This is a genomic window from Nonomuraea cypriaca (assembly GCF_015645445.1).
In the GTDB taxonomy this organism is placed as follows: domain Bacteria; phylum Actinomycetota; class Actinomycetes; order Streptosporangiales; family Streptosporangiaceae; genus Nonomuraea; species Nonomuraea cypriaca.
Genome location: NZ_JADOGI010000003.1, coordinates 31,216 through 44,406, shown reverse-complemented (window position 1 = coordinate 44,406; position 13,191 = coordinate 31,216). Strand labels below are relative to the sequence as shown.

Here is a 13,191-nt window from a genome sequence, read left to right as displayed (position 1 = left end):
ACGCCAGTCACGTAGGCCAAGGCGAATGATTACTGAAGGGCCTTTCTGACGAAGTCGAGGGCCCTGTTCACCGCCGCTCGCGACTCCACCATGGAGGCGTCGAAGTCCGGGCGCACCGCGCCGGGCGGCGGGTTGCCCACCTTCTTCTGGGCGTGGTTGACGATGTCGTAGCCGTGGAAGCCGGTGGCCACGTCGATGATCTCGAGCGGCACCTGGTGCTTCTCCGCGGCCATGACGAACTTCTCCACGGTCTTCGCGATGGCCGGCGCCTCCAGGGCGGCGCGCCCCAGCAGGATCCGCGGCAGCTCCCGTGCCTCCGCCAGCGCGTCCGACGGCTCGAACCCCGCGGGGAGTTCCACGCCGTCCGGTGCGCCGAGCGAGGGGTAGGTGAGAGCGAGAACGCGCAGCCACGGCGGCGCCTCGCGCAGCCAGCTGGAGACCAGCGGGCCGCCCGCGCACCAGAACCAGATCCCCATCCGGTCCGCGTCGACCCGATCGTCGGCACGTACGGCGTCGACCGACTCCGCCAGCACCTTCGCGCAGCGGGGGAAGTGCTCCCCGTCGTACAGGGGGAGCTTGACGAGGCCGGCCACGATGCCGTGGGCGGCCAGCAGCGAGCCGTATCCGTGGTAGACCGACCACTCGCGCGGGTCGTTCCAGTCCGCGTCCTCGGGGAGCGGGCCGCCTGGCTCGAGGATCACCGCGGGGAACGGGCCCTCGGACTTCGGTATGTACAGGTCGACGTTGCCGTGACGCTCGGGCTCGATCGCCTCGGGCTCGAGGACGAACTCGCCTTCCACGAAGTACGGGAGGTCAGTGCTCATGATCAACTCTCACTTCGACGGGAACGGGGCACTGCGGGTCATGTCTCGATCGGCTCGGGAAGCTCCTTGCCGATCGTCCTCAGCGCGGTGAACAGGTAGAGGGATGAAGCGAAGATCATCGCCAGAGCGGCGACGAACAGTCCGTTGCGCAGCCCCAGCTGCTCGCCGAGGAAACCGCCGGCCAGGGAGCCGAGCGGGACACCCAGTCCGACGCCGAGGAACCGGTGGGTCGCCGTGACCCGGCCGAGTATCCTGTCCGGCGTGATCGACTGCCTGATCGCCACCAGGGGCAACGTGAAGGTCATGCTGAGCGTGGCGTAGACGAACTGCAGGACGAGCAGCAACGCGATCGTGAGGATGCCGTTGCCGTGCAACAGCGCCACTCCGAGCGCGAACAGGCCGCTCAGCACGGCGCTGGTGTTCAGGACCAGGCCGTAGCCGAACCGCTTGGGCAGCCACGACGACAGCACCGCGCCGACCAGGAAGCCGGGCCCGGTCGCCGCGAACGCCAGACCGATGGCATAAGTGGGCAGCTTCAGCTCGACCGGCAGGTAGACGATGTACACCGCCAGGTACGCGGCGTAGGTGAAGTTGAACAGTGCGACGATGCCGACGACCGAGCGCAGGATCGGATGCCCGAACACCAGGCGGAAACCCTCGCCGATCTTCGCGATGGCCGAGCCCGTTTCCTGGCTCGCCTCCGGCTTGGGCTCGGGCTTGCGGATCCACCAGATCGCCCCGGCGGAGATCAGGTAGAACGCCGCGCACGCGATGAGCGCGTTGGGCGGCGAGAACCAGCCGACGATGAGGCCGCCGACCGCGGGGCCGGCGATGAGCGAGGTCGATCGCAGGCTCTCCATCAGGCTGTTGCCCTGGGTGAGCTGGTCGCGTTCGACCAGCCTGGGCAGGTAGGCCTGCGAGCCGACGTCGAACAGCACCGTGCAGACGCCGATGAGGAAGGAGACCAGGTAGAGCACAGGCACGTTGAGCGCGTCCAGCGCGAAGGCCGCGGGGATCGCGGCCAGCGCCAGCGCCCTGCCGAGGTCGGCGAAGGCCAGCAGGTTGCGCCTGCGCACCTGGTCGACGACGATGCCGAAAGCCAGGACGAACAGCAGGTAGGGCACCTGGTTGGCGGAGCGCATGACACCGACCTCGAACGAGGAGGCCCCTACCGTGAGCACCGCGACCAGCGGAATGGCCACGGTGCCGATCTGGCTGGCGAAGTCTGATGCGGTGTAGCCGACCAGATATTTGCCGAAGTCGCGGTTCTGCCGCAAGCTCTGCGCCGGAGGTCCGGGGCTCGCCTCTTGGTTCGCCTGGCCTGCAGTCATAGGTCAATCCCTTCCATGGGCCACTGGGTGGCCTACGCCTGTGTCAGCCCACGCAGGTGTGCGAAGTACTCGTACTGGCTGGGCAACTCGGTCACCAACTTGCGGCCTTCCTGTCCGACGAGTTCCAACTCCCTCTCCGCGGCGCTCTCGTCGATCGCGCCGAGCGCGGGCGGCGCCTGCAGCGGCACGCCTCCGAGTCCCAGCAGCATGATCTGGTAGGAGTACGGCTCGAAGCCGTGGAAGTAGGGGAAGACCGACTCGCTGTCCGGCAGCTTCACCTTCCACTGCTCGATCCGCTCGGCCAGCCCGTCGGGCAGCGGCCGCGTCTTGGTGTCCTTCCAGTACTGGTTGTCCCGCCGGCCGGCCGCGTAGTAGTGCAGGGCCAGGAACTCGCGGACCCCGTCCATCATCCGGGCCATGTGCCCGTTGTAGGAGTCGCGCAGCGCGTCGTCCCAGCGCTTGTCGGGGAAGTGCTTGACCAGCTGCTCCACCCCGTTCTGGATGAAGAAGATGCCGGTCGACTCCAGCGGCTCCACGAAGCCCGCGGACAGGCCGATGCCGACGCAGTTCTTGACCCACGCGTTGCGCGTGCGCCCGATCCGCATCTTGATGTGGTTGGCCTCCAGCCCGTCCGCTGCCGGCCCGACGAACTCGCGCAGAGTGCGCTCGGCCTGGTCGGGGGTGATGTAGTCGCTCGCGTAGACGTAGCCGGTGCCGTGCCGGCTGAACAGCGGGATCGTCCAGATCCAGCCGGCCTCCTGCGCCGTCGCCGTGGTGACAGGGCGCAGGCCCTGCGTGGCGATGTCCTGCGGCACGCGCAGCGCCACGGCGCTGTCGTTGGGCAGCGTCTCCTGGTACGACTGGAAGGGCTCGCCCATCTTCTTGTTGAGCAGCACGCCGCGGAAACCCGTGCAGTCGATGAACAGGTCGCCGTGCAGCTCGCCGTGTTCGGCGGTCGTGACGTGGCTGATCCAGCCGCGCGAGTCGAGTACGACGTCGGTGACGTTGTCGAGCACGTGGTGGACGCCGCGGTCCGTGCCGTACCTGCTCAGATACTTCGCGAGCATGGCCGCGTCGAAGTGGTAGGCGTAGGGGAACTGCGTCCGCTGCTCGGTCGTCGTGCCGCCGGCGGTGGCCTGGTCACCGCCCCAGCCGCGCTGCTCGAAGGTCTCGCCGCTGAGATGGCGCGGCGAGGACTTGTGCTCGCACAAGGCGGGAATGACGAAGCAGTCGTCGTCGAAACGCCCCGTCCTGCGCAGCCGCAGCCACCAGTCGGTGATGGGGAACCGGTCTATCATCCTGGGCCGCTCGAACGGGTGGTAGAAGTAGTGCCCCTGCTCACGCCAGTTCTCGAACCTGATCCCGAGCTTGTAGGTGGCGCTGCATTCCGGCATCCACTCGTGTTCCTGCAGGCCCAGATAGGCGAAGAAGTGCCGGATCGTGCTGAACGTCGCCTCGCCGACACCGATCGTCGGGACGTTCTTGGACTCCACGAGCGTCACCGAGATTCGTGAGCCGAACGTCGCGCGCAGGTAGGTCGCGGTCATCCATCCGGCGGTCCCACCGCCCACTATGACAACACTTTGGATCATTCGGAGAGCCCTCCTTTGATCTGTACTGAACCGGGCAGGCGCGCGCCTGGGGCACGTCGGCGATTCTCATGAACTGAAGGCGCGCGCTTTTCACCGCCCCCGTGCGCGCGGATCACAATTTCGTCCTGACCATCCAGAGCTCCGGGAAGAACCGGTGATCGGCGACCCTGCGCAGCCAGTTCGCGCCGGTTGTGCCGCCCGTGCCGGCCTTGGCCCCGAGCAGCCGTTCAACCGTCAGTAAATGGGTGTAACGCCATTGACCGAGGTCGGCGGCGAGACTCATGAGAGCCTCGGCCAGCTGGTAGAGGTCGCCGTACTTGTCTTTCTCGACATAGACGACGTGCCAGGCGTCGACGACGGCGTCCTGTTCTTCGTACGGCTCGCTCCAGTCGCGTTCGACGCAGCTGCGCGGGACGGGCAGGCCGCGCCGCCACAGCAGGCGAAGGGCGGCGTCATAGAGGCTCGGCTCCGTCAGGGTGCGTACGAGGTCGCGATGGATTCTCTCGTCGGCACGATGCGCCTCGGCCAGCTTCGCATTCTTGTTGCCCAGCAGGAACTCCATTTGCCGGTACATGAATGACTGAAAGCCGGTTCCGCTGCCGAGTTGCTCGCGGAACTCGGCGTACTCGGTGGGGCTCAGTGAGCCGAGCACGTCCCAGCTGCCGGTCAACGTGGCGGACACCTGTCCGAGCCTGCGCAGCGTCCACAGCGCCCCCGTGACATCGCTGCTTTCCAGCTGGTCTCTCGTGCGTAAGGCTTCGATATGAGCGAGCTTGAACAGCAGCTCCATCACTTGGGTCATGATCAGGAAGGCCGGTTCCGCGGGCGCGTCGGTGCGTGGATATTGCAACGACAGCAGCACGTCACTGCCTACGTATCTGATGAAAGGGTTACCCTCGTCCGTCGACACGACTTTTGGGTCGTCATCGGCAACAGGGGCACCCTCCTCGCGAACTTCTGCTGCCAGCGACCGACCAGTAGGGTCATTCATGTTTACTTCAAGGCCTCCATTCGCTTCAAGGCGGCCTTAATAAAGGGACTGGCGCTGTCTGGAGGGTCAGCCAGGCTGGACCAGAAGATTCCCCCGCGAACCCCCGTGTAGCTAACTCGGTCGATGTAAGCAGGGGGTTCTGATTATTGTCAAGCCCCCGTCATGCGCCCAATTAGGACACATAGAACAAAACCCCCAGCACGGGACGAATGGGTCGATCGGGATGTAGCGGAATGTGACCGTGCGGATCAGCCGCAACATATCCGGTCTGGGGCTACCAAAATGTCGGATTTCATGTGTATCGTCAACCGGGTCCCGTAGACCGGGAACACCCGACAGCCGCCGGCGCCACATGCGTGACAGGGAGCGTAAGCCTCACATGAGGCCGTGGTGCCCCAAAACGACACAGTAGACCTACTCCGATCTTGTCGACCTTCTGAGCGAATTGTGCGACGGAGGCATGATGCCGGTGCCAACCGACTCCCCGGCGCTTGATGACGACGAATTGGCCAGGACACTTCCGGGATTCCGGCGGACTCCGCAGTCTGACGCCGTTGAGCACGTGAAGCCGGATCGGTGGGCGGGGGACCGTGCGTGTTCCGAGCTCGCCGCCGGCCGCCGTTGACGTGTCCGTAGGAAACCGGAGCAACTTTGTGAGTTCCGCCATGGCACATGAGATCAGCTTGTCGAGCTTCCGGATGGGAATGAGCCGTCTTGCCGGCGCGGTGAGCATCGTCGCCACGGGGTCGTCCGCCGACCCGGCGGGGTGGCGTGGAATGACCGCGACCGCGGTGTGCTCCCTGTGCGCGGAGCCACCGAGCCTGGTCGTGTGCCTCAATCGCGGTGCGGGAACCTACCGGCTGCTGCGCAGTACAGGACTGTTCTCCGTCAACGTTCTCGCGAGCCGGCACGTCGGACTGGCGCAGACGTTCGCCGGCCACCGCGGACTGAACGGGGCCGAACGCTTCGGCACCGGGGACTGGACCGCGGGCACGCGCGGCGTGCCGGTGCTCGCCGACGCTCTGACGTCCTTCGAGTGCCGCGTGTCGGAGTCCCTCGAGTACGGCACGCACACGCTGCTGATCGGCAGCATCGAGACGGCCTACTGGACCGATGGCGACGCGGAGCCGCTCGTCTACCACCGACACCGATTCCTAGATCTTGGCCGCGAGATCGAGACGACAGGAGGCCCTACCGCATGACGCACCTGGATGACACGCGAAGCCGGCTCGTCCCCGTGGACGAGCTTCGCCGGGCAGGCGCGGCGGCGTTCCCCGGCGCGCTCGCCGCCAAGTCCCTGTATCCGGACTCGCAGTACGAGGTGGTGCTCGTACGCGGTCCCAACCAGCGCAACGACTTCCACGTCGAGCCGTACGACGAGCTCTTCATCCAGCTGGAGGGCACGATCCGGGTCGACACCCGGGAGGAGGGCGCCGGCCCGCACCGCCAGCTCGTCCGCGCGGGCGAGCTGTACGTGGTGCCCGCCGGCGTCGCCCACTCGCCGCTACGACCGGCCGGCACCTGGGGCCTGGTCGTCGAGATCCGCCGCAAGCCGGGCGACGTCGAGCACGTCGAGTGGTACTGCGATCGATGCGACGCGCTGATCGAGCGGGTCAGCATGGAGTCGTCGGAGATGATCGCCTCCCTCGGACCCCTGCTCGACGAATTCCAGGCCAGCGAGAAACGCCGTACATGCCGGAAGTGCGGCTCCGTTCTGCCGCAGCCGGGGCCGTTCGTCCTGGACGAGGCGGAATGACGGACGCGCGCACCGAACTGGTCGACTGCCACACCCACACGCTTCCCCGGCGCTGGCTGGACCTGGCCGAACGCTATGGCGACGACCGCTGGCCGGTCCGCCGCGAGATCGACGCCTGCAGCGCCGACCTGTTCGTCGGCGGCAAGCACTTCCGCACCGTGCCGCACACCTGCTGGGACGCGGCGGCGCGCGTCGAGCAGATGGACGCGGCCGGCGTGCGTACGCAGTGGCTGTCCGTCACTCCTGTCATGTTCAGCTACTGGGCGCCGCCCGACCAGGCCGCGGAGATGGCCCGCCACGTCAACGACGAGATCGCCGGCATGGTCAGGCACGCGCCCGGCCGGTTCGCCGGCCTGGCGACGCTCCCGCTGGGCGACACGGACCTGGCGCTGAAGGAACTCGAACGCGCCGTCTCCGAGCTCGGGCTCCGTGGTGTCGAGATCGGTACCAACGTCGCCGGTCGCGACCTCGACGATCCCGCGTTCCTGCCGGTTTTCCAGGCCGCGGCCCAGTTGGGCGTGCCGGTGCTGGTGCATCCGTGGGACGTGCGGACGGCCGATCGGCTCACGCGCTACAACGCCATGTACACCGTCGGGATGCCGACCGAGACCTCGTACGCGGCGCTCGCCCTGCTGCAGGGCAACGTTCTCGGTGCCGTACCCGGCCTGCGCGTGCTGCTCGCGCATGGTGCGGGCGCACTCGCCTGGCTCCTTCCCCGCATCGACCGCGGCTGGGCCACCTGGCCGGAGCGCAGGGGCGCCTCCACCGAGACCCCGGGTTCGGCCGCCCGCCGGCTGTGGGCCGACTCGCTCGCGGGCGACGAGGCCAACCTGCGGCTCGTCGCGAACCGCATCGGCTGGGACCACCTCGTGGTCGGCAGCGACTACCCGTTCCCGTTCGGCGAGCAGCGCGCGGGGGACGTCGTGCTGGAGTCCTCGCTCGACGACGGCACCAAAGCCATGATCCTTTCGACCAACGCCGTGGCGTTGCTGACAGGAACGCCGCAAGACACAACCAATGGGGGCACGAAATGAGCGGTGAAGCCGCGACGTCATCCGCCGAGGAGCGGTTCAAGGAGCTGGGGCTGGAGTTTCCGCCGTCCCCCAAGCGGACGGGCAACTTCCTCAGCGCCGTGCGGGTCGGGGACCTGCTGTTCCTGTCCGGGCAGGGGAGCCACGACCGGCTGGGCAAGATCGGGGTGGACTTCGACGTCGACGAGGGTTACCAGGCGGCCCGTGAGGCGGGCCTGCGTTCGCTCGCCCTGGCCAAGGAAGAGCTCGGCTCGCTCGACCGGGTGAAGCGGATCGTCAAGATCCTTGGATTCGTCAACTGCGAGGCCGGGTTCGACCGCAACCCGCAGGTGCTCAACGGGGCCTCCGACCTCATGGTGGAGATCTTCGGCGACGCCGGACGGCACGTGCGTTCCGCGATCGGTGCGATCGCGCTGCCGCACGACTTCGCCGTCGAGATCGAGATGGTCCTGCAGCTCGAGCCCGACCGGTCATGACCCGGCTGGAACCGATCGATCACTTCATCGACGGGGTCACCACGCCGTCCGCGGACGGCGCAACCATGCCGTCGGTCGATCCCACCACCCGCCGGCCATGGGCCGAGGTGGCGCTCGGAGCCGAACAGGACGTCGACCGAGCGGTGGAGGCCGCGCGGTCGGCGTTCGACCACGGGCCATGGCCGCGGATGACGCAGCAGGAGCGCTCCGCCCTGCTGCGCAGGCTGTCGGAGGTGTTGCCGGCCAACGCCGCCGAGCTGGGCATGCTCGACACCGTGGACATGGGGCGCCCGTTCTCGCTCACCAGGACGAACGACGTCCAGCGCAGTGCCGCCAACCTGCGCTTCTTCGCCGACCACGCGGCGATGGCCGCCGACGACAGCCTGCCAGGGCAGCCTGGGCACCACGTCTACACCCGTCATGAACCGGCCGGCGTGGTCGCCGCGATCTCCCCGTGGAACTTCCCGCTCATGCAGGAGACCTGGAAGATCGCGCCCGCGCTCGCGTACGGCAACACCGTGGTGCTCAAGCCCGCCGAGCAGAGCCCCGCCTCCGCGACCCGGCTGGCCCAGCTCGCCGTCGAAGCCGGACTGCCACCTGGCGTGCTCAACGTCGTGCACGGAGTGGGCCCCGAGGGCGCGGGGCAGGCCCTGGCCGCGCACCCCGGTGTCGACCTGATCACCTTCACCGGCGAGACGCGTACCGGTGAGGCGATCATGCGCGAGGCCGCCGCCGGCGTCCGCGCCGTCAGCTTCGAGCTCGGTGGCAAGGGCGCCTCGCTGATCTTCGAGGACGCCGACATCGAGCGGGCCGTGGCCGTGGCGGCCGACGCGGCGTTCGCCAACGCCGGTCAGATCTGCCTGGCAGGCACCAGGATCCTGGTCCAGCGGACCGTCTACGACCAGGTCGTCGAGCGCCTGGTCAAGACAGCCGGGCAGCTGCGCCTCGGCGACCCCCGCGAGCCGGCCACCGAGGTCGGTCCGCTCTCCTCCGCGGAACACCACGCGAAGGTCACGGCTCACCTGCGTCGTGCCGCGGAGGACGGTGCCGTGGCACTGACCGGAGGCGCTCGCGACGGCTGGTGGGTGGCGCCGACCGTACTGGTGGACACCACTCCGGAGATGCGGATCACCCAGGAGGAGGTCTTCGGCCCGGTCGTCACGATCCACCCGTTCGACACCGAGGACGAGGCGGTCGCCGCCGCCAACGCGACCCGCTACGGCCTGTCCGCGATGGTGTTCACCAGCCGGCTTTCCCGGGCGCACCGGGTCGCCGGGCGGCTGCGGGCGGGCAATGTCTGGGTGAACTGCTTCTGGGTCCGCGATCTTCGCTCGCCCTTCGGCGGGTACGGCCACTCCGGCGTCGGCCGCGAAGGCGGCCGGTACTCCCGGGAGTTCTTCACCGAGGCGAAGACCGTGGTCATGAACGTGGCGGACAACTCATGAGCTCAACGACGTACGTACAGGAGGTGTCCGCCTGATGGACCTTGGGATTCGTGGACGAGTGGCCCTGGTTTGCGCATCGACCGCGGGCCTCGGCGAGGCCACCGCGCGAGCGCTCGCCGCCGAGGGCGCGCGGGTCGTGATCTCTGGGCGGAGGGGCGGAGTCGCCAAGGCGATCGCCGCCGAACTCCCCGAAGCCGTGGGTGTCGAAGTGGACCTGACCGCACCCGACGGGCCCAGGAATCTGGTCGCCGCGACGCGGGAGGCGTTCGGCCCCGTCGACATCCTGGTCACGAACAGTCCGGGACCGCCGCCCGGCGGTTCGGCCGACATCGACGACGAGGCCATCGTGACGGCCATGGAAGCGCTGGTGTTGCCGCACCAGCGGCTCGTGTCCCTGGTCCTGCCCGGGATGAGGGAACGCGGCTGGGGCCGGATCCTCGCCATCGCGTCCGTCGGCGTCGTGGCGCCGATTCCCAGCCTGGCGCTGTCGAACATCGGCCGGGCCGCGCTCGGCGGGTATCTCAAGACGCTCGCGACCGAGGTGGCCGGCGACGGCGTCACCGTGAACCTGCTGCTGCCTGGACGGATCGAGACCGCCCGTACGCTGCAGATGAACACCTTCAGGGCCGAGCGCGAGGGCATGCCGGTCGAGGAGTTCTCCGCGCGCGCCCAGGCAGCCATCCCGGCGGGCAGGTACGGCCGGCCGGCCGAGTTCGGCGCGCTCGCCGCGTTCCTGTGCGGCGAATCCGCCGCGTACGTCACAGGAACGGCGATCCGGTGCGACGGCGGCGCCGTGCCCACCCTTTAGGCCACCGCTCAGGCACCGCTAGGCACCGCTCAGCCACTGATCAGGCACCGCTAGGCACCGCTCAGCCACTGATCAGGCACCGCTAGGCACCGCTCAGCCACTGATCAGGCACCGCTTAGGCCGGCGCGCACACCACGGGGAGCGAATTGACCGAATTCCAGGTGGCGATCCTGCTCCTCGACGTCGCGGTGATCGTGCTGGTGGCGAAGGTCGTCGGCAGGCTCGCGCAGGCGCTCGGGCAACCCGCGGTCATCGGGGAGATCATCGCGGGCATCGCCGTCGGGCCCACGCTCTTCAACGGGGCCGTGGCGAGCACGGTCTTCCCCGTCGAGGTCCGGCCGCACCTGACCTCCCTGGCAGACGTCGGCCTGGTGCTGTTCATGTTCCTGGTGGGGCTGGAGTTCGACCACGATCGGCTGCGCGGTTCCGGCCGGGTGGCCGGCGCCACCGCGCTGGGTGCGATGCTCCTGCCGTTCGGGCTGGGCTCACTGCTCGCGCTCCACCTCGCCGGCAACCACCGGACCGGTGATCTCCTGGGATTCGTGCTGTTCTTCGGCGCGGCGATGTCGATCACGGCGTTCCCTGTGCTGGCGCGGATCCTCGTCGACCGGGGCATGAGCAGGACGCTGATCGGCTCGATCGCGCTGTCCGCGGCGGCGGTGTGCGATCTCGTCGCATGGACGTCGCTCGCGCTGGTGCAGGCCATCGTGAACGGGGTCGCGGACCACTGGATGGTTTTCCTGGTGGCGCCCTTCGCCGCCCTGCTGTTCTTCGTGGTCCGGCCGTGGCTAGGGCGGCTGCTCCGCCACGGCGACAAGCTGACCACCGGACATTTCGCCATCGTGCTGGCCTGCCTGTTCGCCTCGGCCGCGGTGACGCAGTTGCTCGGGCTGCATTTCGTGTTCGGCGCGTTCCTCTTCGGCCTGGCCATGCCGCGGAAGTCGGCCGACAGGACGCGTGCGGATCTGACGCACCGCATCCAGATGGGCACCGTGCTCCTGCTCCCGATCTACTTCTTCGTCGCGGGGTTCAAGGTCGACCTCTCCCAGATGGGCACCACCGGGCTGGCGGAGCTGGGGCTGATTCTGGTCACGGCGATCGTCGGGAAGTTCGTCGGCGGCTTCGCCGGCGCCCGTTCGCAGGGACTGTCCACGCGGCAGTCCGCAGTCCTGGGCACCCTGATGAACACCCGCGGGCTGACCGAACTCATCGCACTCGGTGTGGGATTACAGATCGGCGTGCTCAATTCCAGCCTTTACTCGCTCATGGTCGTCATGGCGGTCGTGACGACGGCGATGTCGGGCCCCCTGCTGCAATGGCTCCGCGGCCCGGAGAACCGCGATCCGATCGATCAGGACCCGCAGAATTCGGCGGCACCGTCAATCGCCCGTGACGGGGAATGACACGACGCTTGGGCCGATGCGCCCGGGGCCCTCAGGAATCGTCCCCGGATTCCGCCGAATTTCCGTAGGACGACAACAGGTCGTCCACGACGCCGTGGAACCGGGGCCACGGCGCCTCACGGAAGTTGTGGTTACGCACGATGAAACCGGCACCGGCGTAGAATTTCTCGTACTGCAGGTGGCGGCCGGCGAACTCGGTGCCGACGAGGTCCCATGCCAGCCGATGGAGTTTCATCCGGCTCACCGCGTCGAGTTGCGGGGTGTGCCAGAACTCCTTGAATATCGTGGACAATTCTTCGTCGTCCAGCACCGAGCTGTCGGCCGGCATCTGCAGCACGCCGCCGCCGCACAGCTCCCGGAGCACGTCGATGATCCCGGAGTAATTCTCCACACACCAGTTCATGGCCGCGTACATCGAACGCCGGTTGTAACTGAGGTAATCTCCCCACGGCTCGGCGCTCCAGAGCTGACCGTCGATCAGGCCCGCCAGGAGTGCCTCCTGTGAGGCGAGCCGCCCGAGCGTCTCCCGGACCGCGGGGACCTGGTCGGCCCCCGTGGACTGGGCGATTCTGCTCGCCAGGCCCACCACCAGCTCGAGTTTCGACCGGAAACGCACGCTGGACTGGTGGTTTCCGTACGCGTGCGCCGGAGTCCGGAAGTACAGCTCCCGCGACAGCGCGACGTCATTGTGCACGAAGACCCGCTCCCAGGGGATGAACACGTGGTCGAAGAGCACCATCGCGTCGGTCTCGTCGAATCGCCGGCTGAGCGGGTCGTCGGCTTCTGCGCCCCCGGGCACGTTGAGCGGCCGGCGCGACCACAACGACAGGCCGGGTTCGTTGCACGCCACCGCCAGCGTGATCGACTCGGCCTTGTTCTCCGGGGCGAGCGGCAGGATGTTGCCGATCCAGATCTCGTTGGCGAGGATCGCTCCGGTCGCGAGCATCTTCATGCCGTGCACGACCACGCCGGAGTCGTTTTCCTCGATGACCCGAAGGGTGGGGATCGGCCTGTTCTCGCGCTCATAGTATGCCGGGTCCCGCGCGGCCTGCGGGGCCACGATCGCGTGGGCCGCGTACACGTCATTGTCGCGCATGTGGCGCCAGTAGGCGGTTATTCTGTCGGCGCCGTCACCAAAGACTTCGGGACAGATCGCCATTCCCGTCACGAAGCTGGCGACGTAATCCGGGGAGCGGCCCAGGAGCCCGTAGCTCAGATCTGAGATCTGCTTGTGCGCGGCCGAGCGCTTGGCGAGATCCGCACGGGTCCTGGCCCGCATGAAGTATGAGCTGTAAGTGCCGCCGTCGTCATCCACATAGCTCATCACGTCACGGTTGGCGGCGTTGGCTTTGAAGTCATACAGGTCGGCGATCGTCTGCGCCGCGCGAGCGAACGCGGGATGCGCCGTGACATCTTCGACTAGTTTTCGGCCAATGTAGACACGACGGCCGTCGCGCAGGCTTTCGAGGTGCTCTTTACCAGTCTTCAGCACCCGTACGACACTACCCAGAAGAACCGGAGGTTGGTAGTCCCA

General features: G+C 67.8%; 12 protein-coding genes. 7 read left to right on the top strand and 5 right to left on the bottom strand.

What is annotated here, in order from left to right:
- Positions 1-29: 29 nt before the first annotated feature.
- The 4 genes from ITP53_RS01855 to ITP53_RS01840 all read right to left on the bottom strand — a co-directional run bounded on the left by ITP53_RS01855 (position 30) and on the right by ITP53_RS01840 (position 4,738).
- Entirely contained in the window at positions 30-824 is a 795-nt protein-coding gene (locus tag ITP53_RS01855; RefSeq protein ID WP_195893500.1) for a dienelactone hydrolase family protein, read from the bottom strand.
- 38 nt (positions 825-862) lie between these two features.
- Positions 863-2,155, bottom strand: coding sequence for an MFS transporter (locus ITP53_RS01850; protein WP_195893499.1), 1,293 nt, complete (start codon positions 2,153-2,155; stop codon positions 863-865).
- A 32-nt stretch (positions 2,156-2,187) separates the two neighbouring features.
- Positions 2,188-3,747 (bottom strand): tryptophan halogenase family protein, encoded by a 1,560-nt coding sequence (locus ITP53_RS01845; protein WP_195893498.1) that lies wholly within the window; start codon positions 3,745-3,747, stop codon positions 2,188-2,190.
- A 112-nt stretch (positions 3,748-3,859) separates the two neighbouring features.
- Positions 3,860-4,738, bottom strand: a complete 879-nt coding sequence (locus ITP53_RS01840) for a tryptophan 2,3-dioxygenase (protein WP_195893497.1) — start codon at positions 4,736-4,738, stop codon at positions 3,860-3,862.
- A 704-nt stretch (positions 4,739-5,442) separates the two neighbouring features.
- On the opposite strand from ITP53_RS01840, the gene ITP53_RS01835 reads away from it, so the two are divergent.
- The 7 genes from ITP53_RS01835 to ITP53_RS01805 all read left to right on the top strand — a co-directional run bounded on the left by ITP53_RS01835 (position 5,443) and on the right by ITP53_RS01805 (position 11,657).
- Entirely contained in the window at positions 5,443-5,940 is a 498-nt protein-coding gene (locus tag ITP53_RS01835) for a flavin reductase family protein (RefSeq protein WP_195893496.1), read from the top strand.
- Positions 5,937-6,494 (top strand): 3-hydroxyanthranilate 3,4-dioxygenase, encoded by a 558-nt coding sequence (locus ITP53_RS01830; RefSeq protein ID WP_195893495.1) that lies wholly within the window; start codon positions 5,937-5,939, stop codon positions 6,492-6,494. The genes ITP53_RS01835 and ITP53_RS01830 overlap by 4 nt, the downstream gene beginning before the upstream one ends.
- Positions 6,491-7,528, top strand: coding sequence for an amidohydrolase family protein (locus ITP53_RS01825; RefSeq protein ID WP_195893494.1), 1,038 nt, complete (start codon positions 6,491-6,493; stop codon positions 7,526-7,528). The genes ITP53_RS01830 and ITP53_RS01825 overlap by 4 nt, the downstream gene beginning before the upstream one ends.
- Complete coding sequence (locus tag ITP53_RS01820) at positions 7,525-8,001, top strand: RidA family protein (RefSeq protein WP_195893493.1); 477 nt, start codon at positions 7,525-7,527, stop codon at positions 7,999-8,001. The genes ITP53_RS01825 and ITP53_RS01820 overlap by 4 nt, the downstream gene beginning before the upstream one ends.
- Positions 7,998-9,446: an aldehyde dehydrogenase gene (locus tag ITP53_RS01815; protein ID WP_195893492.1), complete on the top strand. Its 1,449-nt coding sequence runs from the start codon at positions 7,998-8,000 to the stop codon at positions 9,444-9,446. The genes ITP53_RS01820 and ITP53_RS01815 overlap by 4 nt, the downstream gene beginning before the upstream one ends.
- A gap of 34 nt (positions 9,447-9,480) precedes the next feature.
- Positions 9,481-10,254: an SDR family oxidoreductase gene (locus ITP53_RS01810; protein WP_195893491.1), complete on the top strand. Its 774-nt coding sequence runs from the start codon at positions 9,481-9,483 to the stop codon at positions 10,252-10,254.
- Positions 10,255-10,400: 146 nt separating this feature from the next.
- Positions 10,401-11,657: a cation:proton antiporter domain-containing protein gene (locus ITP53_RS01805; RefSeq protein ID WP_195893490.1), complete on the top strand. Its 1,257-nt coding sequence runs from the start codon at positions 10,401-10,403 to the stop codon at positions 11,655-11,657.
- Between the two features lie 31 nt (positions 11,658-11,688).
- Here ITP53_RS01805 and ITP53_RS01800 read toward each other — a convergent pair whose 3' ends face one another.
- A complete protein-coding gene (locus ITP53_RS01800) occupies positions 11,689-13,149 on the bottom strand; it encodes a 4-hydroxyphenylacetate 3-hydroxylase family protein (RefSeq protein ID WP_195893489.1) in 1,461 nt (486 codons plus the stop codon).
- Positions 13,150-13,191 lie beyond the last annotated feature (42 nt).